This is a genomic window from Aeromonas rivipollensis, from assembly GCF_010974825.1.
GTDB lineage: Bacteria > Pseudomonadota > Gammaproteobacteria > Enterobacterales > Aeromonadaceae > Aeromonas > Aeromonas rivipollensis.
In genome coordinates this window covers 360,861-379,798 of sequence record NZ_JAAILA010000003.1, presented here as the reverse complement: position 1 = coordinate 379,798, position 18,938 = coordinate 360,861, and the positions used below count along the sequence as shown (strand labels likewise).

The 18,938-nt window shown below is 60.2% G+C and carries 17 protein-coding genes and 2 tRNA genes; 11 read left to right on the top strand and 8 right to left on the bottom strand.

Going from position 1 to position 18,938, the window contains the following annotated elements:
• Positions 1 to 30 precede the first annotated feature (30 nt).
• The 4 genes from G4923_RS02565 to cydD form a co-directional block, all read right to left on the bottom strand.
• Positions 31 to 417 carry a DUF488 domain-containing protein gene (locus tag G4923_RS02565; protein ID WP_163135406.1) on the bottom strand — a complete coding sequence of 129 codons (387 nt, stop codon included), beginning with the start codon at positions 415 to 417 and terminating at the stop codon, positions 31 to 33.
• A gap of 9 nt (positions 418 to 426) precedes the next feature.
• The gene (rcsF, locus tag G4923_RS02560) at positions 427 to 798 is read right to left on the bottom strand and encodes an Rcs stress response system protein RcsF (RefSeq protein ID WP_005325859.1); all 372 of its coding nucleotides are present in this window, start codon (positions 796 to 798) and stop codon (positions 427 to 429) included.
• 156 nt (positions 799 to 954) lie between these two features.
• Positions 955 to 2,700: a heme ABC transporter ATP-binding protein/permease CydC gene (cydC, locus tag G4923_RS02555; RefSeq protein ID WP_163135405.1), complete on the bottom strand. Its 1,746-nt coding sequence runs from the start codon at positions 2,698 to 2,700 to the stop codon at positions 955 to 957.
• Positions 2,693 to 4,462 (bottom strand): heme ABC transporter permease/ATP-binding protein CydD, encoded by a 1,770-nt coding sequence (gene cydD, locus G4923_RS02550; RefSeq protein WP_163135404.1) that lies wholly within the window; start codon positions 4,460 to 4,462, stop codon positions 2,693 to 2,695. The genes cydC and cydD overlap by 8 nt, the downstream gene beginning before the upstream one ends.
• Positions 4,463 to 4,663: 201 nt before the next feature.
• Between cydD and G4923_RS02545 the strand changes: the two genes are divergently transcribed.
• Positions 4,664 to 4,737: transfer RNA gene (locus G4923_RS02545), tRNA-Gly, on the top strand.
• Positions 4,738 to 4,841: 104 nt separating this feature from the next.
• Positions 4,842 to 4,916, top strand: a tRNA-Gly gene (locus G4923_RS02540).
• Between the two features lie 121 nt (positions 4,917 to 5,037).
• On the opposite strand, the gene arcA is transcribed toward G4923_RS02540, so the two are convergent.
• Entirely contained in the window at positions 5,038 to 5,757 is a 720-nt protein-coding gene (gene arcA / locus G4923_RS02535; RefSeq protein ID WP_010673581.1) for a two-component system response regulator ArcA, read from the bottom strand.
• A 385-nt stretch (positions 5,758 to 6,142) separates the two neighbouring features.
• Here arcA and G4923_RS02530 point away from each other — a divergent pair, with 385 nt between their 5' ends.
• Entirely contained in the window at positions 6,143 to 6,541 is a 399-nt protein-coding gene (locus tag G4923_RS02530; protein ID WP_205597000.1) for a DUF3293 domain-containing protein, read from the top strand.
• A gap of 115 nt (positions 6,542 to 6,656) precedes the next feature.
• The gene (locus G4923_RS02525; RefSeq protein WP_025327745.1) at positions 6,657 to 7,136 is read left to right on the top strand and encodes a putative 4-hydroxy-4-methyl-2-oxoglutarate aldolase; all 480 of its coding nucleotides are present in this window, start codon (positions 6,657 to 6,659) and stop codon (positions 7,134 to 7,136) included.
• Between the two features lie 4 nt (positions 7,137 to 7,140).
• On the opposite strand, the gene G4923_RS02520 is transcribed toward G4923_RS02525, so the two are convergent.
• A complete protein-coding gene (locus G4923_RS02520; protein ID WP_163135402.1) occupies positions 7,141 to 7,617 on the bottom strand; it encodes a hypothetical protein in 477 nt (158 codons plus the stop codon).
• A gap of 167 nt (positions 7,618 to 7,784) precedes the next feature.
• Between G4923_RS02520 and G4923_RS02515 the strand changes: the two genes are divergently transcribed.
• Positions 7,785 to 8,174, top strand: coding sequence for an META domain-containing protein (locus G4923_RS02515; protein ID WP_111910041.1), 390 nt, complete (start codon positions 7,785 to 7,787; stop codon positions 8,172 to 8,174).
• Between the two features lie 83 nt (positions 8,175 to 8,257).
• On the opposite strand, the gene aceK is transcribed toward G4923_RS02515, so the two are convergent.
• Positions 8,258 to 9,985 (bottom strand): bifunctional isocitrate dehydrogenase kinase/phosphatase, encoded by a 1,728-nt coding sequence (aceK, locus tag G4923_RS02510; protein ID WP_163135401.1) that lies wholly within the window; start codon positions 9,983 to 9,985, stop codon positions 8,258 to 8,260.
• 194 nt (positions 9,986 to 10,179) lie between these two features.
• On the opposite strand from aceK, the gene G4923_RS02505 reads away from it, so the two are divergent.
• The 6 genes from G4923_RS02505 (at position 10,180) to G4923_RS02480 (ending at position 17,104) form a co-directional block, all read left to right on the top strand.
• Entirely contained in the window at positions 10,180 to 10,869 is a 690-nt protein-coding gene (locus G4923_RS02505) for a tRNA/rRNA methyltransferase (RefSeq protein WP_163135400.1), read from the top strand.
• 263 nt (positions 10,870 to 11,132) lie between these two features.
• Positions 11,133 to 13,592, top strand: coding sequence for a bifunctional aspartate kinase/homoserine dehydrogenase I (gene thrA / locus G4923_RS02500; RefSeq protein ID WP_163135399.1), 2,460 nt, complete (start codon positions 11,133 to 11,135; stop codon positions 13,590 to 13,592).
• A gap of 40 nt (positions 13,593 to 13,632) precedes the next feature.
• Positions 13,633 to 14,601: a homoserine kinase gene (thrB, locus tag G4923_RS02495; protein ID WP_106887891.1), complete on the top strand. Its 969-nt coding sequence runs from the start codon at positions 13,633 to 13,635 to the stop codon at positions 14,599 to 14,601.
• A complete protein-coding gene (thrC, locus tag G4923_RS02490; RefSeq protein ID WP_163135398.1) occupies positions 14,598 to 15,872 on the top strand; it encodes a threonine synthase in 1,275 nt (424 codons plus the stop codon). Before thrB ends, thrC begins: the two co-directional genes overlap by 4 nt.
• Before the next feature lie 117 nt (positions 15,873 to 15,989).
• Positions 15,990 to 16,388 (top strand): YybH family protein, encoded by a 399-nt coding sequence (locus G4923_RS02485; protein ID WP_163135397.1) that lies wholly within the window; start codon positions 15,990 to 15,992, stop codon positions 16,386 to 16,388.
• A gap of 497 nt (positions 16,389 to 16,885) precedes the next feature.
• Entirely contained in the window at positions 16,886 to 17,104 is a 219-nt protein-coding gene (locus G4923_RS02480; protein WP_240455247.1) for a hypothetical protein, read from the top strand.
• A gap of 283 nt (positions 17,105 to 17,387) precedes the next feature.
• Here G4923_RS02480 and G4923_RS02475 read toward each other — a convergent pair whose 3' ends face one another.
• Positions 17,388 to 18,929, bottom strand: coding sequence for an RNA-directed DNA polymerase (locus tag G4923_RS02475; protein ID WP_240455246.1), 1,542 nt, complete (start codon positions 18,927 to 18,929; stop codon positions 17,388 to 17,390).
• Positions 18,930 to 18,938 lie beyond the last annotated feature (9 nt).

Sequence of the window (18,938 nt, the reverse complement as noted above, 5' to 3'; positions counted from 1 at the left end):
CGGGGTGCCCTCTCTCGTTTTTCCCTGGCGTCAGCGCAGCAGCGCGCCGCAGCTGACCAGCAGCTCTTTCAAGATGCTGCGATGACAGCGGGACTCCTGCTCGCAATAACAGCCTACCGACAGCTGGGTATGGTGGGAGAGGGCCGCCAGCAGCGCCAGATCGTGGCGGGCAGCGGGGCTGGCCATCTCGGCCTTGTACTGCTTGCAGAAGGCGGCCCACTGGGCCGGGGTCTCGGCGGCCTGGCCCAGCTTCATGGTTTCGGGACTGGGGGCCAGGTTGGGGAACCAGACGTCGTACCAATCCTGGCTGGCAAAATCGCTCTTGGGCACGCCGTGAGGCGGACGGCGCACTGTGCCGATGCGCAAGCCTTCACCCTCGAGACGGGGGCTGCCGAGGCGAACTATGGCGAGAGCCATGCCGAGACCTTACTTCTCTTCGGCCACTTTCAGCGCCTGGCCGTAGCAGATCACCTGCTTCAGGCAGCCCGGCACGTCGCTGAATTCGGCGCACTTGTCGAAGCTGACGCCGTTGCCGCCCATGTCGGCCACGCGGCGGCGGGCCAGGGTGCGTGCCTCACCGGCATTGGGCACCGCCTGGTTGGCGTCGGCCTGGCAGGATTCGCCCTCGACTGTGCCGAGGTAGAGGTAGTTGAGGTCGGCGAGCTGGTTCTGCTCATAGATCCGGACGCCGCCCGGCTTGAAATACTCGTCGAAGTTTTCCTTGTCCAGATTGCTGTTGAAGGCGAAGTCGGCACAACCGGAGGCAATCAGGGGCATCATCAGGATCAGGCGTTTCATGTCGAGGTCTTGTTGAACAGTGAGGGGGCCATTATAGGGGTCAGTCGCTGCCTGCGACCAGCCCCATTTTTCGCACGGGAGGCGAGGTGTGACGGGGATCTTGGCACTATCCACAAGACAAGGGGCACATCAGTGCCCCTTGTTCATTTGCTTTCATCAGGCGGGAGCCAGCCGCTGGTGCAGGCTGCGGTAGTAGTCATCTTCCAGCAGCGCCCGGTGCGGGGCGCAGAGGCGGATCTTGCCCTCTTCCATCAGGGCTACTCTGTCCATCTGCTCCAGCCCCAGCAGGCGGTGGGAGATGAGCAGCAGGGAGCGCTCTGCCCCCAGCTTGAGCAGCAGGGCCATGATCTCCCGCTCGGTCTGGCTGTCGAGGCCTTCGGTCGGCTCATCCAGCAGCCAGAGCGGGGCGTCGTGCAGCAGGGCGCGGGCGATGCCGATGCGGCGGCGCTCGCCGCCGGAGAGGGGGCGGCCGCCATCCCCGAGCCAGGCGTCCAGTCCGCTCTCGGCCTCTTCATCCTCGCCTGCCAGCAGGGTGGCGAGACCCACCTGGGTGAGGACCTCGATCAGTCGCTCGTCGCTGGCGTCGGGGGCGGCCAGCTTGAGGTTGCCGCGCAGGGTATCGGCAAACAGATGCACCCGCTGGCTGACCACTGAGCAGGAGGCGCGCAGGGCCCCTTCGCCATACTGGGTCAGCGGTTTGCCATCCAGCAGTATCTCGCCGGTCTGGGCCGTCCACTCCCGGGTCAGCAAGCCCATCAGGGTGGACTTGCCACACCCCGTCTGCCCCAGCAGCGCCAGCTTCTCGCCGGGGTTCAGTTGCAGGGTACAGCCTCGCAGCACGGGGCCGTCCTGGCCCGGGTAGGTGAAGTGGAGATCCCGTATCTGCAAGGCGCCTTGAGTCGCGGGCGCTTGCTCCTCTCCCCACTCTGGCGCTTTGGCCTCTTGCAGTATCTCGTTGAGACGACGGGCCGAGGTGAGGCTGGTGGAGAGGTGCTGGAAGGCACCCGCCAGGGGCAGCAGCGCCTCGAAGCTCGCCAGGGTGGCGAACACCATCAGCGCCGTGATGGGATCCGGGGTGCCACCGCCGACGCCGTGACCGGCCAACCACAGCATCAGGGTCAGGGTCCAGCCGCTGAGCAGTTGGACCGAGAAGCTGGCGAGGCCGCTCACCCTGGCCATGCGGGCCTGGGCCTGGATCAGGGCCTGCTCGGCCTGTTGCAGCTCGGCCAGCGCCTTGGGGGCGGCGGCGAACATCTGCAGCTCGGCATGGCCGTCCAGGTAATCCACCATGCGGGTGCGCATGATGGATTTCTCGGCGATAAGCCGACGACCGGGGGCCCGGCCGGCGAAATAGAACACCAGCGGCAGGGCCAGCATGCCAAAGAGCAGTATGGCCCCCAGGGTCAGCGCCAGACGGCTGTCGAAGAAGGAGAGGAAGAATACCAGCCCGGCACAGCTGAGCAGGGCCGCTCCTATGGGGGTGACGAGGCGCAGGTAGACGTGATCCATGGCGTCGATGTCGGCCACCAGACGGTTGAGCAGATCCGCCTGACGAAAACCGGCCAGGGTGCCGGGGGAGAGGGGGGAGAGTCGTTGCCAGAACCAGACTCGCAACCGGGTGAGCACCCGGAAGGTGGCGTCGTGGCTCACCACTCGCTCACCCCAGCGGCTGGCGGTGCGCACTATGGAGAAGAAGCGCACCCCGCCGGCCGGAGTCATGTAGTTGAATGTGTCCCGGCTGGCGACCGCCAGCCCCGCCACGGCGGCGGCGGAGAGGAACCAGCCTGATAAAGAGAGCAGCCCCATCCCGGCCACCAGGGTGACCAGGGCCAGCAGCAGGCCGAGGGAGAGGCTGAGCCAGTGCTGGCGGTAGAGACGCAGGAACGGCAGTAGATCAGTCATCGAGAGAATCCCCTGAACGTTGGGATAGCAGACGGGCGAAGGGCCCCTGTGCCTGGCAGAGTTGTGCGAAGTGGCCTTGCTCCACCAGCTGGCCGCGCTCCAGCACCAGTATGTTGTCCATCTGGCTGAGCTGGTCGAGGCGGTGAGTGATCATCAGCAGGGTCTGGCCCACTGCTGCCTGTTCGAGTGTGCTCATGATGGCGCGCTCGGAGTGGCGATCCAAGCTGGCGGTGGGTTCATCAAGCACCATCAACTGGGTGGACTTGAGCAGGGTGCGGGCCAGGGCGAGGCGCTGGGCCTGACCGACGGAGAGGCCACCGGCCTGATCCCCGACCGGGTAGTCGAACCCCTTTTCTTTGGCAAATTCCCAGGCCTGGGCCCGTACCAGGGCCGCTTCCAGCTCGGTATCGCGGGCCGTGGGCCTGGCCAGCAGCAGGTTGTCTCTCAGGGAAGCGTGGAACAGCTGGGGGTTCTGGGAGAGCCAGCCCAGTTGCAGCCGCCACTGGCTCATGTCCAGCTCGGCGAGCTCCTGGCCGTTGACGCGGAGCGAACCGCGATAGGGGGCAAAGCCGAGCAGGGCGTTGACCAGCGAGCTCTTGCCCGCCCCGCTGATCCCGACCAGGGCGGTGCGCGTGCCTGCCTCAAGGGTGAAATCTATGGGGCCGACCAGCACCTTGCCCTCGGCGCTCAGCACCTCCAGGGCGCGGGCCTCCACCCTGATGGGGCCATCTGCCTGGAAGGGAGCACTCCCTGAGGCCGGTTCGCTGACCTCGGCCTCGAGAAACTCCAGCAGCTGCTCGGCGGCGCCTATGGCCTGCGCCTTGGCGTGGTAGTGGGCACCGAGTTCCCGCAGCGGCGCGTAAAACTCGGGAGCGAGAAACAGCACGAACAGGCCGGTAAAGAGCGTTACCTTGACGCCATAGTTGCCGAAGTTGAGATGATCTATGTAGGAAAAGCCGAAGTAGACCGCCACCAGGGCCACCGCGATGGCGGCGAAGAACTCCAGCACCGCTGTGCTCAGGAAGGCGAGCCGCAGCACCTCCATGGTGCGCTCCCGAAAATCTTCCGAGGCGTCGCGAATGGCCTCACCCTCCGCCTGGGTGCGCATGAAGAGCTGCAGGGTACGCAAGCCCTTGAGGCGATCGAGGAAGTGGCCGGAGAGCCGCGCCAGGGACTGGAAGTTGCGGCGGTTGGCATCGGCGGCGCCGACACCCACCAGGATCATGAAGAGCGGAATGAGGGGCGCTGTGCCGAGCAAGATGATGCCGGCGGCCCAGTTGACCGGGAACACGGCCACCAGGATCACCAGGGGGATGAAGACGGCTATGGCCATCTGGGGCAGATAGCGGGAGAAGAACTCCTGCATGTCTTCAATCTGCTCGAGCAACAGGCTGGCCCAGCTGCCGGCGGGGCGGCGCTGGATATAGGCAGGGCCGAGGCGAGCGAGGCGGGTGAGCACCAGCTCGCGGATGGCCTGGCGCACCGCACTGCCCGCCTTGAAGCTTGCCACCTCACGGCCATAGGCCAGCGCGGCCTTGGTCAGGGTCACCAGCAGCAAGGTAATAAAGAGGGGAATGGACTGCTCGGGCGTGGTGCCCTCTATGATGAAGCCGTGGAGCAGGGTGGCCAGCAGCCAGGCCTGCATCACCATCAGTATGCCCTGACCCATGCCCAGACCAATGGAAAGGCCGATCCAGCGCCGGCCATGGCCCGATTGTTTGCGCAACCAGCCATAGAGATGTTTCTGCTTGTTCTTGTCCATTACCACCCTCCTCGGTCGAGTGGCGCAAGACTATCGTCGCCCCCACGGCTTGGCAACCTCGCAGATCCGGGAGTGTGAACGTCTTTGTTTGAAAAAGCAGCTTCATGCTCAATAGTTGGTCGAACAGCTTGATTTATGGCAAAAAACACGAAGGCGGTGATTGCGCTCGCCGGCGAAATGCATATAGTAGAGGCCACTGACGCGGGTGTAGTTCAATGGTAGAACGGTAGCTTCCCAAGCTGCATACGTGGGTTCGATTCCCATCACCCGCTCCACATTCTGATACCCGGTACCTGTCCCGTCTCGTTGCTGCCTCCTTCTGGCATGTCTCTTCAGACGCCGATTCCATGCCTTGTATCTACTGCGTTCTTGATGCCTGGCGGGCATCGTATAATGGCTATTACCTCAGCCTTCCAAGCTGATGATGCGGGTTCGATTCCCGCTGCCCGCTCCAGCTTTCATGCAAAAAGCCCACTCGACTGAGTGGGCTTTTTGTTTTGGCGGATCTGCGCGGTGGCGCCCGCCATAAACAGAAGAGGCGCCCACAGGCGCCTCTCGCTTCACCGGGCAGGGGGTTATTCCTGCTCCAGCTCGCCACAGAAGCGGTAGCCTTCGCCATGAATGGTGGCGATGATCTCCGGGGTGTCGCCCACGCTCTCGAAGTGCTTGCGAATACGGCGTATGGTGACATCCACGGTACGGTCGTGGGGCTTGAGCTCACGGCCTGTCATCTTCTTGAGCAGCTCGGCACGGGTCTGGATCTGGCCCGGGTTCTCGCAGAAGTGCAGCATGGCGCGGAACTCGGAGCGGGGCAGCTTGAACATGTCGCCCGCCGGGCTGACCAGGGCACGGCTGTTGATGTCCAGCGCCCAGCCATTGAACAGGTAACGCTCCACCAGCTTCTTCTCTTCGCCACCGGCGGCCACGTTCATGGTGCGGCTCAGCAGGTTACGGGCACGTATGGTCAGCTCGCGGGGGTTGAACGGCTTGGTGATGTAGTCATCGGCGCCTATCTCCAGCCCCAGGATCTTGTCCACTTCGTTGTCACGGCCGGTCAGGAACATCAGGGCTATGTTGTCATCTTCACGCAGCTCGCGTGCCAGCAGCAGGCCATTCTTGCCCGGCAGGTTGATGTCCATGATCACCAGGTTGATGGTGTGGCTGGTCAGGGCTTGATGCATCTCGTCGCCATTGTTGGCTTCCAGCACTATGTAGCCTTCGGCCTCGAAGATGCTCTTGAGGGTGTTGCGGGTGACCAGCTCGTCTTCGACGATCAGAATATGTGGTGTTTGCATGAGTATTCCCAGATTCTTATCAGTTAATTATCGAAATTTTAACACTCTTTGGCGTTATCCGACCGGTCCTGAAAATTTATTACGTCATCCTGGGTATGAATATCAGGTCGAATCATCGCGAATTTGGTATCTATGTTGGCAAACATCCCTATGCCGCACATAGGCTCTCAACAAGTCTGATCGAGAGAAGCCTGGAAGGGTAGTCCATTACAAAAGTTGCTGCATTTTATCAGTTAACAGGCGCATAACAACACTCTTTGCCGTCAGATAGCAACTTTTTAACTCAGGTTTGATATAAGTCAATCCCGAGGTTCGCTGCATCATACTTGGGCTGGCCCGCTTTTTCGCCCTTAAGAAATGTAATGGGATGCAACATGTGGTTGACATGACTTTGTGGGAAAACTACAGAAATGTGTGTTTTATTGCCCCCTTCGCCCCGCCCCCCTGGCCTGCCTACGCCATCGTCACGGCATGGAATCCGGCCAGTCAGTGGGTGGGGGCGCGCCGCAACGCTCGGCGTCAACGTGCCTTGTCACGCCAGCTTGCCGATGCGCTGGTGATGGGGCCCGTGTGGGGCAGCGATCCGGATGAGCGCTGGCAGGAGGCGTCCCTGCTGCTGCATCTCCCTCGGGCCGAGGCCATTCGGCTGGCCGCCCGCTTCGGGCAGAACGCCCTCTACTGGGTGGAGGAGGGGGAACTCTGGCTGGTGCCCGTCCTGCTGAAGGGGGCGCCATGCCACCTTGGCAAGCTGGCGTCCCGCTGGACTCTCAGATCCTCTGCATGATGAGAGGCTGAACGGGCCACACCATACGGGGATAGCTGCTGTTCGCTGGATTGTCAGCCTGTCCACATGATGAAAGAATGAGCTGACTCATTCACTCCATGGAAGGATGCTGACAATGCTGGATCTACTGCCCGACCTTTGCGATCAACATGGCGATGCCCTGCAGGTGGCAGAGCCGCTGTTTCACGATTATGGCGGCAAGCCGCTGTTTTACGGCCAGGCGGTCACCCTCTCCTGCTTCGAGGACAACAGCCTGGTGCGCGAACTGGTTAACCGTCCAGGTCATGGCAAGGTGATGGTGATCGATGGGGGCGGCTCCCTGCGCCGGGCGCTGCTGGGAGACCAGCTGGCCATCAAGGCGGTGGAGCAGGGATGGGAAGGGATCCTTATTCACGGCGCCGTGCGGGATCTGGGTACTCTGGCGACGCTGGCGCTGGGGGTCAAGGCGCTGGCGGCCTGTCCGGTCAAGACCGAGAAACGCGGACAGGGGGAGCTGGATGTGGTGCTGTCGTTTGCCGGCGTCAGCATAGCGCCAGGGGATTATGTCTACGCCGATCTCAATGGCGTGCTGGTCAGTGGCGCCAGGCTCCTCTGATCCCTCAGAAGTTGAAACCTACCCCCAGGGTGAGGAAGTGCTCTGTGCTGAAGGCACTGAGGCCGTAGTTGGCCGTGATGGCCAGCTGCGGCGTCACCAGCAGGCTGCTGTTGAGCTCCACCAGGGTGCTGGCCTTGCTCACTTCCAGCTGTTTGAGCTGGCTGCCGATGTTGAGCGAGGGGGAGAGGCGGTAGCGCACCCCCGAGCTGATATTGAAACCGGCCTGTTCTCTGTGGCGCCCCACTGCGGGTCCGGCCTCCATGTAGAGGCTGATGTCATCCTCTACCGGATACTGGTAGCCGGTGTTGATGAGCCAGATATCGAAATTGTCGCCGGTATGGGTCTGATTGCCGAGCAATACGCCGGAATAGCTTTTCACGTAGAGCTGGCTGTCTGATTCGGTCTGGAGAAAACTCCAGTCGGCAGCCTGGGCCGAAAAGGCGAGGCTTGATGCGAGTGCGATGACGAGAGACTTGACCATTCGTTTCCCCTCCCTGGGTCCGAACAGGACTACAAGCATGGCACATGCCAGCAGGGAGTAAAGGGAACCCCGATCACAATAAAAGAGTTTTAATCGACGCCAGAGTCGTGCTAAACAAGCCCCCTCACTCTGTGTCTTCACGACTTTCTCCATCACGAGGTGAACTCATGAACAAGAAACTGACCCTGCTGGCCGCGCTGGCCCTGGGAGGCTGTGCCATGGCAACGGGTTCCACCCTGGCAGAGCTGCAAGCATCTACCTGGCAGTTGCAAGGGGCGAGCGGTGATACCTTCACCCTGCAGGTCGCCGGTGACAAGGTGGCGGGCAAGGGCGGCTGCAACCGCTACTTTGGCGGCATCACCCAGCAGGGCGACGGCGTATTGACGCTGGGCGCCATGGGCTCGACGCGCATGATGTGCGCAGGGGATCTGGCCGGCAAGGAGATGAACTACCTGCAGACGCTGGAGAAGGTGGCGAGCTTCCAGATAAGCGGCAAACAGCTGGTGCTGAAGGATGCCGGCAAGGCCACGCTGCTGACCTTCGATGCGGTGAAATAAGCGGGCTTGTCGTCAGGGGCTGTCGCAGCCTGACGCCAGAAAAAGGGACGCCACGGCGTCCCTTTTTGCTGTTTCAGCCGGGCTCATCCTCCCCGTTGAAAACGAAAGCGCTTCTTGCGTCTGTAGGGATAGACATCCTCGAACACTCCCTCCTTGATGTTGCCCTGCAGCATCTTCCAGTAGTTGGCATCGAACAGCTCCTTGTGCACCTGCATCATGATCTCCCGCACCTGGGGCTTTTGCAGCAGGAAGGTGGCGAACTCCTCGGGGAAGATGTCGTTCGGGGCCACCGAATACCAGGGCTCGGCGCTCCACTCGTCCTCCGGGTAGCGCGGCGGCGGGATTTGGCGAAAGTTGCACTCCGTCATGTAGCAGATCTCGTCGTAGTCATAGAAGACCACCCGGCCGTGGCGGGTCACGCCGAAGTTCTTGAACAGCATGTCACCCGGGAATATGTTGGCCGCCGCCAGTTGGCGGATGGCGTTGCCGTACTCCTCCAGGGCGAGCCTGGTCTGCTGCTCGTCCGCCTGATCCAGATAGAGGTTCAGCGGGATCATCTTGCGCTCTGTGTAGAGGTGCTTGATCACCAGCTTGTCGGCTGTGATGGTGAGTGCAGAGGGCGCCACCGACTTGAGCTCGGCCAGGAGCTCGGGGGAGATGCGGTCCAGGGGAAACTCGAAGTTGGTGAACTCCTGGGTGTCGGCCATGCGGCCCACCCTGTCGTGCTGTTTCACCAGCCGGTATTTCGCCTTCACCTGCTCGTGGCTCACATCCTTGGGCGGAGTGAACTCGTCTTTGATCACCTTGAACACCACATCGTAGGAGGGGAGGGTGAACACGCTCATCACCATCCCCTTGATTCCGGGGGCGATGACGAACTGCTCCCGGCTCTGGGCCAGGTGCTGCTGGTAGTGGCGATAGAGCTCTGTCTTGCCGTGCTTCTGGCAGCCGATGGCGTTGTAGATCTCGTAGTCCGGCTTGCGGGGCATGATCTGGCGCAGGAAGAGCACGAACAGGGCCGGCACAGGGGCATAGACCATGAAGTAGGCACGAGCGAAGCCGAATACGATGGAGGCCAGCTCAGGCTCGAAGATGACGGTGTCCACATAGATGCTCTGGCCCGTGCTGAGCAGGGGCAGGATGAAGGGATGCACCTCGCCTTTCACCCGAATGAGCCCCACCAGATAGGCCCCCTTGTTGCGGTAGAACACCTCCTTGAGCAGCTCGATGGCGAACGGCTCCTCGTGCAGTATGGCCGGGCCGCTCTCCGCCAGATGGCGATGAATGTCGATGATGTCCCGCTGCTTGTCCTCAAAGGGCAGGGTGAAGCTGTAATCCCCGAGCAGCTGGCTCAGGGTCTGGGGCAGGTGGGCAATGTCGGTGCGATAGACCCGCAGCAGAGCGCTCAGATCCGGGTGCTCCCCCCGGCTGCGAAAGGGGTGGATGTAGAGGTTCTCGTCGCGGATGTTGCGATGGCGGAAGATCCGGCGATAGACGGAGTTGAAGAAGGACTCCGCCACCTCGAAGTTCTCACAGCGGGGCAGCAGATCGCTGAAGGCTCCCTTCACCTGCTTGAGCAGGGCCTGGGTCGGCAACTGCTCCCCCATCATCTGCTTGATGAGGGCCGTGGTGGCGCCGACGTGATGATCATAGAGGCGAATGCGCTCGCGCCCGGCGAGCTGCACCCCCAACCAGTCGCTGTTCTCGAAGCGGCTCTTGCTGCCCTGGGTTATCTCGAGAAAGCGGCTGTAAAACGATTCGAAACGCTGCAAGATCGTCTCGGCGACCGCCTGTTCCAATGGCTGCTGCATCTCTCTCTTCCTTGTGATGTATCGGGCCCATGGCGTCTGTGCCGGTAGGTCGGGGGCCCACTCGTCCGGCCACTATGGCAACATCCAAACATCTGTTCAAGTGGCAATGTTCGGGGATAAACGGTAGATTGCGCCCCTGTTTTGCCGGCGGTTTGCTGCAGTTCGCGGCGCTGGCCCTGTTCAGGAGAAACCCGATGAAACTCTATTTTGTACTGGTGGCCCCCGCTCGCGCGGCGAACGTGGGTGCGGCCGCCCGCGCCATGAAAACCATGGGCTTCGATGCCATGCGACTGGTGGGGAGCCGGGTACACGAAGAGGAGGAGGCGAGCTGGGTCGCCCATGGCGCCCAGGAGATCCTGGCCGAGGCAGCAGCCTTCGACACCCTGGAAGAGGCCCTGGCCGACATGGATCTGGTGGTTGCCACCACGGCCCGCCAGCGCGGCCGCTATCAGCACTACCTCACCCCGGCCGAGATCCGCGATCAGATCCGCGCCAAGCCTTCCCTTGGGAAGGTGGCCATCGTCTTTGGTTGCGAGGAGTCGGGTCTCTCCAATGAACAGCTTGCCCAGGTGGATCTCATCAGCTACCTGCCCCTCAAGGTGAGTTATCCCTCTTTGAATCTGGGGCAGGCGATCATGCTGTATGCCTACGAGATGAGTCCCCTGCTGGACGAGCCCCAGGTGGTAGCAGAAAATTTTGATGGTGCCGGGCAGGTTCGCGTACTCAAATCAAAAACAGCAGAATTACTTGGTGAACTCGGAGTTTCTCAGGATGAAAAACTGCATCAATGGGTGATGGACCGAGTGCCCATGCTGCCGCAGCGGGATCTGAATATGCTGCATCTGCTCTGCAAAGACCTTGCGCGCCGATTTGGGCGTGAGTAGCAAAGAGGTTTAGGTTGACAGCCCAAGGTCCGGCAAGGTATTGCTAACAACCAGTTTCGTTCAAGAGTGTTCGTCATGCAGCTATTCACCAACATCACCACCACCACCATTATTACCGGTACCACCACAGGTGGCACTGGGGCCGGTTGATGCGCTGACGAACAAGCACAGAAATCTTAAAAGGCCCGTACCCACCCAGTACGGGCCTTTTTGTTGGATTGGTTTTTAGATTGAATTTCATAGATTTACAGGGAGAGAAAGCGATGAGAGTGTTGAAATTTGGTGGGTCGTCACTGGCCGACGCAGAGCGTTTCTTACGGGTCGCCGATATCGCGGTGAACACCCACGGCCAATCCCAGGTTGCCCTGGTGCTGTCGGCACCGGCCAAGGTGACCAACCACCTGGTCGCCCTGGTGGAGCAGACCAGTCGCGGCATGGATGCAAGCGCCACCCTGTTCGAGATCAACGGCATCTTCTCCCGTCTGCTGGCGGGCCTGAAGGCGGCCTACCCGGCGCTGGATGACAAGGCGCTGCAGTCTCGTCTCACCAATGAGCTGGATCAGGTCGAGCGGCTGATGCAGGGCATCCGCCTGCTGGGCCTCTGCCCGGACAACGTCCAGGCCCGCATCCTGAGCCGGGGGGAGAACCTCTCCATCGCCTTTATGCACGAGCTGTTGCGGGTCCGTGGTCTCGAGCTGGATCTCATAGTGCCGGAGCAGTTGCTGGTGACCGACGGCGGCTACCTCGAAGCCCATGTGGACATCGAAGCCTCCCGCCTGCGCTTTGCCGCCAAGGGTCTTCGTTCCGACTGTCTCTACCTGATGCCGGGCTTCACCGGTGGCAGCGACAAGGGCGAAACTGTGCTGCTGGGCCGTAACGGCTCTGATTACTCCGCCGCCGTCTTGGCCGCCTGCGTGGACGCCGAGTGCTGCGAGATCTGGACAGATGTGGAAGGTTGCTACAACTGCGACCCGCGCCTGGTGCCGGATGCCTACCTGCTCAAAACCCTCTCCTATAAAGAGGCGATGGAGCTCTCCTATTTCGGTGCCAAGGTGCTGCACCCGAAAACTATTGCCCCCGTGGCCCAGTTCCACATTCCCTGCCTCATCAAGAACAGCTTCAACCCCCAGGGGCCGGGCACCCTGATCGGGGTCGATCAGGGGGATGATGACCTGAAAGTGAAGGCCATCTCGGATCTCTCCGGCATGTGCATGTTCAACGTCTCCGGCCCCGGCATGAAAGGCATGGTGGGCATGGCGGGTCGCATCTTCTCCGCCGTCTCCCGCGCCGGGGTCAGCATAGTGCTGATCACCCAGTCATCCTCCGAGTACAGCGTCAGCTTCTGTATCCACAGCTATGACAGCGACAAGACCCGCAAGGTGCTGGAGCGCGAGTTCGAGCTGGAATTCAAGAACCAGCTGCTGGATCCGCTCGAGATCATGACAGATCTCGCCATCATCTCCCTGATCGGTGACGGCATGCGCACCAGCAAGGGGATGGCGGCGCGCTTCTTCACCTCCCTGGCCCAGGCCTCCATCAACATAGTCGCCATCGCCCAGGGCTCGAGCGAGCGCTCCATCTCGGCGGTGGTGCGGGATCGCAAGGTGGCGGAAGCCATCAAGGCGTGCCACCAGAACTTCTTCGGCAGCCAGCAGTTCATCGATCTCTTCGTGGTCGGTGTGGGCGGCGTCGGCGCGGCCCTGGTGGATCAGATTGCCCGCCAGCAGCCGGTGCTCGCCGAACAGGGCACTGGCCTGCGGGTGGTCGGCATCGCCAACAGCCGCCAGATGGCGGTCAACAAGGATGGGCTGAGCCTCGCCAACTGGCGTGAGCAGCTGGTGGAGGCCCGTGACAGCTTCAGCCTGGAAGCGGTGAAGAAGCTGGTGGAAGAGAGCCACCTCATCAATCCGGTGATCGTCGATTGCACCTCGAGCGAGGCCGTCGCCGTCCAGTATGCGGACTTCCTGGCCGCCGGTTTCCACGTGGTCACTCCGAACAAGAAGGCCAACACAGGGTCGCTGGATTACTACAAGGCGCTGCGCCGCACCGCCCGCCAGACTCGCCGCAAGTTCCTCTACGAGACCAACGTGGGCGCGGGCCTGCCGGTCATCGAGAACCTGCAGAACCTCATCAAGGCCGGTGACAAGCTGCGCGCCTTCGACGGCGTCCTGTCCGGGTCGCTCTCCTTCATCTTCGGCAAGCTGGACGAGGGGATGGCTTTCTCCGAGGCGACCAAGATTGCCCGTGGCAACGGCTTCACCGAGCCGGATCCCCGCGACGATCTCAACGGCATGGACGTGGCTCGCAAGCTCTTGATCCTGGCCCGCGAGGCCGGCATGGCGCTGGAGCTTTCCGATGTGGAAGTGGAGCAGGCGCTGCCCCCTGGCTTCGATGTGAGCGGCGATGTGGAGTCCTTTATGGCTCGTCTGCCCGAGGCCGACGGCTGGTTCCGCGATCAGTTCGCCCTGGCTCAGAGCGAGGGCAAGGTGCTGCGCTACGTGGGCTCCATCGAAGGAGGCAAGTGCAAGGTCGCCATCAAGGCGGTCGGTGCTGACGAGCCCCTGTTCAAGGTGAAAGACGGGGAGAACGCGCTCGCCTTCTTCTCCACCTATTACCAGCCCATCCCCCTGGTGCTGCGCGGCTATGGCGCAGGGACCGAAGTGACTGCCGCCGGTGTCTTCGCCGACGTGCTGCGCACCCAGAACTGGAAGCAGGAGCTGTAACATGAGTTCAGCGATGAACCCCGATTTTGAACAAGATGCCATGGCGCAGGGCGGCAGCGTGGTCGCCTATGCCCCGGCCTCCAGCGCCAACCTGAGCGTGGGCTTTGATGTCCTGGGGGCGGCGCTCGCCCCCGTGGATGGCTCCCTGCTGGGGGATCGCGTCCAGGTAAAGGCTGCCGATGTGGCGTTCGCCCTCTCCTCCGTGGGCCGCTACGCCCACAAGCTGCCGGACGATCCCAAGAAGAACATCCTCTATGACTGCTGGCTTGCCTATGGGGAGGCGCTGGAGAAGCGCGGCCTGACCCTCAAGCCGCTGGCGATGGTGCTGGAGAAGAACCTGCCGGTGGGCTCGGGTCTGGGCTCCAGCGCCTGCAGCGTGGTGGCGGCACTGGAAGGGCTCAACGCCTTCCACGGCGCCCCCCTCAATGAACACGACATGCTGCTGCTGATGGGGGAGATGGAAGGGAAGATTTCCGGCTCGGTTCACTACGACAACGTCGCCCCCTGCTATCTCGGCGGCATGCAGCTGGTGCTCGAAGAGCACGGCGTCATCAGCCAGGGCATTCCGGTGTTCGAGCAGTGGTACTGGGTGGTCTGCTACCCGGGCACAGTGGTTTCCACCGCCGCCGCCCGCGCCATACTACCGGCCCAGTATCGCCGTCAGGATTGCCTCACCTATGGCCGTCGCCTGGCCGCCTTCGTGCACGCCAGCTACACAGGGCAGGAGGGATTGGCGGCCAGCGTGCTCAAAGACGTGATTGCCGAACCCTACCGCGCGGCGCTCATCGAAGGCTTCAACGAGGTGCGGGCCCAGGCGGCCCAGAACGGGGCCCTGGCCACTGGCATCTCGGGCTCGGGCCCCAGCGTCTTCGTGGTGATGAAGGATCTGGCCCAGGCCGAGCGCATGAAGGATTGGATGGACGCACATTTTGTGCAGAACGAAGATGGATTTGCCCGGGTCTGCAAACTGGACATGGCCGGGGCACGGGTAACAGGAAGCGAGCTATGAATCTTTACAATATCAAGGACAAGAGTGAACAGGTGAGCTTCGCCCAGGCGGTGCGCCAGGGTCTGGGCCGCGAGCAGGGGCTCTTCTTCCCCGAAACCATCGCGCCCCTGGCCGAGGTGGATGCCCTGCTGGACTTGCCGTTGGCCGAGCGCTCCGCTCGCATCATCAGCCACCTGCTGGGGGACGAAGTGCCCTTGCCTAAGGTCAGCGAGCTTATCGACGCAGCCTTCACCTTCCCGGCGCCCCTGGTGAAGCTCAAAGACGGCACCTATGCCCTCGAGCTGTTCCACGGCCCGACCTTGGCGTTCAAGGACTTCGGTGGCCGCTTTATGGCCCAGTGTTTGGCGACCTTCCGCACCAACGACAAGATCACCATCTTGACCGCCACCTCCGGCGACACCGGCGCCGCCGTGGCCCACGCCTTCTATGGCCTGGAGGGGATCGAAGTGGTGATCCTCTACCCCAAGGGCAAGATCAGCCCCCTGCAGGAGGCGCTCTTCTGCACCCTCGGCGGCAACATCCGCACCATCGCCATCGACGGCGACTTCGATGCCTGTCAGGCGCTGGTCAAAGATGCCTTCGACGACGAAGGGCTCAAGACCGCCATCGGCCTGAACTCCGCCAATTCCATCAACATCAGCCGCTTGCTGGCCCAGGTCTGCTACTACTTCGAGGCCCTGGCCCAGCTGCCCAAAGCCGACCGCGCCAAGGCAGTCATCAGCGTGCCGTCCGGCAACTTCGGTAACCTGACCGCAGGCTTGATTGCCAAGGCGCTGGGGCTGCCGGTGAAGCGCTTTATCGCCGCCACCAACGCCAACGACACAGTGCCGCGCTACTTGAAAACCGGCAGCTGGGAGCCGCACCAGACGGTCGCGACACTCTCCAACGCCATGGACGTGAGCCGCCCCAACAACTGGCCGCGGGTGGAAGAGCTGTGCCGCCGGGAAGGCTGGGCGCTGGAGACCTTGGGCTCTGGCATGCGCAGTGATGCCGAAACCCGCGATGCCCTTAAACGCCTGCACCAGCTCGATTACCTGTGCGAGCCTCACGGCGCCATCGCCTGGGATCTGCTGAACGAGCAGCTCGCCGAGGACGAGGTAGGGGTCTTCCTCTGCACCGCCCATCCCGCCAAGTTCAAGGAGTCGGTAGACGAGATCCTGGAGTTGGATGTGCCGCTGCCGGGCCCGCTGGCCAAGCACGCCGCCCTGCCGCTGCTCTCCCACAACCTGCCCGCCGACTTTGGCCGTCTCAAAGCCTTCCTGCTCGGTTAAGTACCCATGAAAAATGAAAATCCCCCGCCTTTTTGCAAAGAGCGGGGGATTTTTTATTTCCGGCATAGGGCGGGGAAACCCGACCTGGATGATCACCCTGAAACAAAGGAGCACAGTATGAGCCAGCATCCCCTTCGCACATTGATCGAGACCTGCGACGCCGCCATCTCCCGGCGCGACTTCGACGCCCTGATGGCCTTCTACGCCGAGGACGCCGCCCTGGTGGTCAAACCCGGCATGGTGGCGCGCGGCATCCCCGCCATCCGCCGCGCCTTCACCGCCATCTCCGATTACTTTGATGGCAAGCTTGAGGTGACCCAGGGGGCCATGGAGGTGTTAGAGGGGGCCGACAACGCCCTGGTGATCATGGAGACCCGGCTGCGCTACCCGGACGGGGAGGGCTGGATCGACGAGACCCGCCGCGCCACCTATGTGTTTCGCAAGGAAGGCGATGGACAGTGGCGTTGCACCATAGATAACTCCTATGGCACTACGTTGCTGGGTGCGGAATCTTGATGTCAGCCACTCGATGGCCCTCTCTCTGAGCCATCCCCACCCCTGAATGTCTTCCCACCAGGGCGGCGCGCCCCGAAGGCTTGACGCCTCGGGGCACCTCCCGGCCATCATCAAGGCATCCCCGCTGGCGCCGCACCACAGTGGGAGCCCGGGCACAACTCCCCGCATGGCGGCGTATCACAACCTGCTGCCAGGCTCCTCTGTCTCAGCGGTTGCTGCGGTTTGTTGCTGATGGAGCGCGCATTTTTCCCGGCAAGGCAGACAGGGGCAGGACAATAAAATGGAGGGAAAAAATTCGGTTGAAAAGGACTCGATACGGTTCATTGACCCGGCGCCTCGCGGCTGTTAATCAGGGTGCTGCTTGACGCCATCATGGACGAGCAGGGCCACAGACGCCTCGAAGGCGCGGCTTATCGACAACAACACCACAGTGCAGGGAGCAAACCATCATGTGGCCGTACCGAAAAATAGTGACCCAGTCCCTCAAGACCCCCCTGATGATCGCCAGGATCATGTTTTACCTGGCCCTGTTATTGGTATTCCCTCTGCCAATGATGATGTTATCGGACTCTCCGGCGGCAGAGATGGGACGTTTCTCTTATGTCCTGGTGACGTTTCCCATCGCCATGGGGCTGATGCTGATATCGAGCTTGATGGCCATCCTGATCGCCATGGTGGAGTCGCGAAACCAGCAGCCACCCCAGGGGCGGTGGTAAGAAGGCCCTTGCCTTTCAAGTCATCCAATAAAAAACCATCCCGGGCGGGATGGTTTTTTGTGTCCGATCACCCAGACCGGCAGCCTGATGGCCGTGATATATTCCAACGATTTCTAACTTGGGGCACCCACCTTTTCGTTGTTACGTCTAAACACACGGCCCGCCGGGTAAGCGTTGTTTGCCCGATCTTGAGCGGATTCTTGGAGGCGCAGTGTGTGATGACAGATAAAGCCAGCCGGTGGTGGCTGGCTCGGAAAGGTGGGTAGCCTAGATGCTCTCTCTGTTAGTAAGCCCAAGCATTTTGTTTGAATAATTCGATTTCATCCGGCTCGATAACTTCCGTCGCTTCAGTCACTGAGGCCACTAGAATTTTCTTAACATTAATGGCATTTTTTAGTGCATCACTTGCAATCCATTCACATGCCCACAAATGAGGGTTATCACCATTTACTATTTTGCATATAGCTTCATCACTTTCAAAATGAATTCCAACACTTTTCGGTTGGATTACTCGTTGTAACCATATTTCAAGATAACCGTTATATGGAACACGCTTCATTTTATTTCTAACTTTCGTCCATAGCAGGATTTTTTCTTCTCCAGGAGCTAAGGAAATAAGGTGGCTTAATATTCCAGCAACGGCTGGGAATGTTGCCGGTGAAATGTTAGCAATATCAGTTGCAATAGAAACTTGCACTTCTAAGTCATCGGGGATTACCGTTTGCTTCGAAACACTTGTGTGAAAATCACCCATAAGGCGTCTGAGCGCTCCACTATTTGGATATCGTTGACCGAAAGAATGGAGTCTCATTAACTGTTTCTGGATGGTTTTTGCATTTGTGGTTCCAAGATCCTGGAACTCAATACCTGCTAACTTATCAGGCTTAACAGAGCCTTCTACCACATTTCGTGAGGAGAATGTCTTTGAAACACCTAACTTCATCCCTACAGTTCGTAGTTTGTCGCTCACTACCTTGAGAACAGCCTCTGCTCTTTCGTCATTGTTTGCAAAAATACGATAGTCATCTCGATAGCGAAGGATTCGTATGTCGGAACAATCACCTAGTTCTTCGTATATTAATTTGTCGACATATCCCAGCACGATTTCAGCAATGAAGTCCATTAAAACCGAACCTTGAGCAATGCCATTTGTCTGCCCATAACGGCTAGATTGGATATGAAAATCTATTTTATTGCCGAGCAAAGATTTATCATTTTTGCTCTTCTTTGCTTCTTCGAGACCATGAATAGCCCACGCAATACTATGTGTGTACAAAGAGCCATAGCAATCTGTGACATCGGTATGAAGAAGATGGCTAAATTCCAAAGAGTACATTAGAGACCGTTGCTCAACTGCTTGCCACCAACTTTTTATCTGAGTTGCAACATCGCTCTGTTGATTAACCGACACTACTGGCGCGCTGCAACAGTCGACAACACCATCCTCAAATTCAGCAATACGGGATTTTATTAACGTCCAGTTATTTTCTTCACAAATAACGTTTACTAGAGAAACATAAATTGCTGGATGCATGAGCTCATAGGGGCGCCACGCAAACCTACCGTCTTTATTTGCTATGAAGTTGTAATTCACATCAGGATACTCAGCCGGATTACTAGCCTTGTATTGAGCAAAACTGTTGCCACTGAGTACATCTGAAACGGCGGTTAATATCGGTTCAAAACTAATATAGCTCGGCATATCTCCATTGAAATAGCTACTTCCTTTTAGGAAATGACTTCTTGCTTCTTTATTCGAGAGTTCAATTATACGCTTCATTCCAGTGTGGCCTCTTCCATGATGCATGATATTCTCAGAGAACATGTTTTCTCA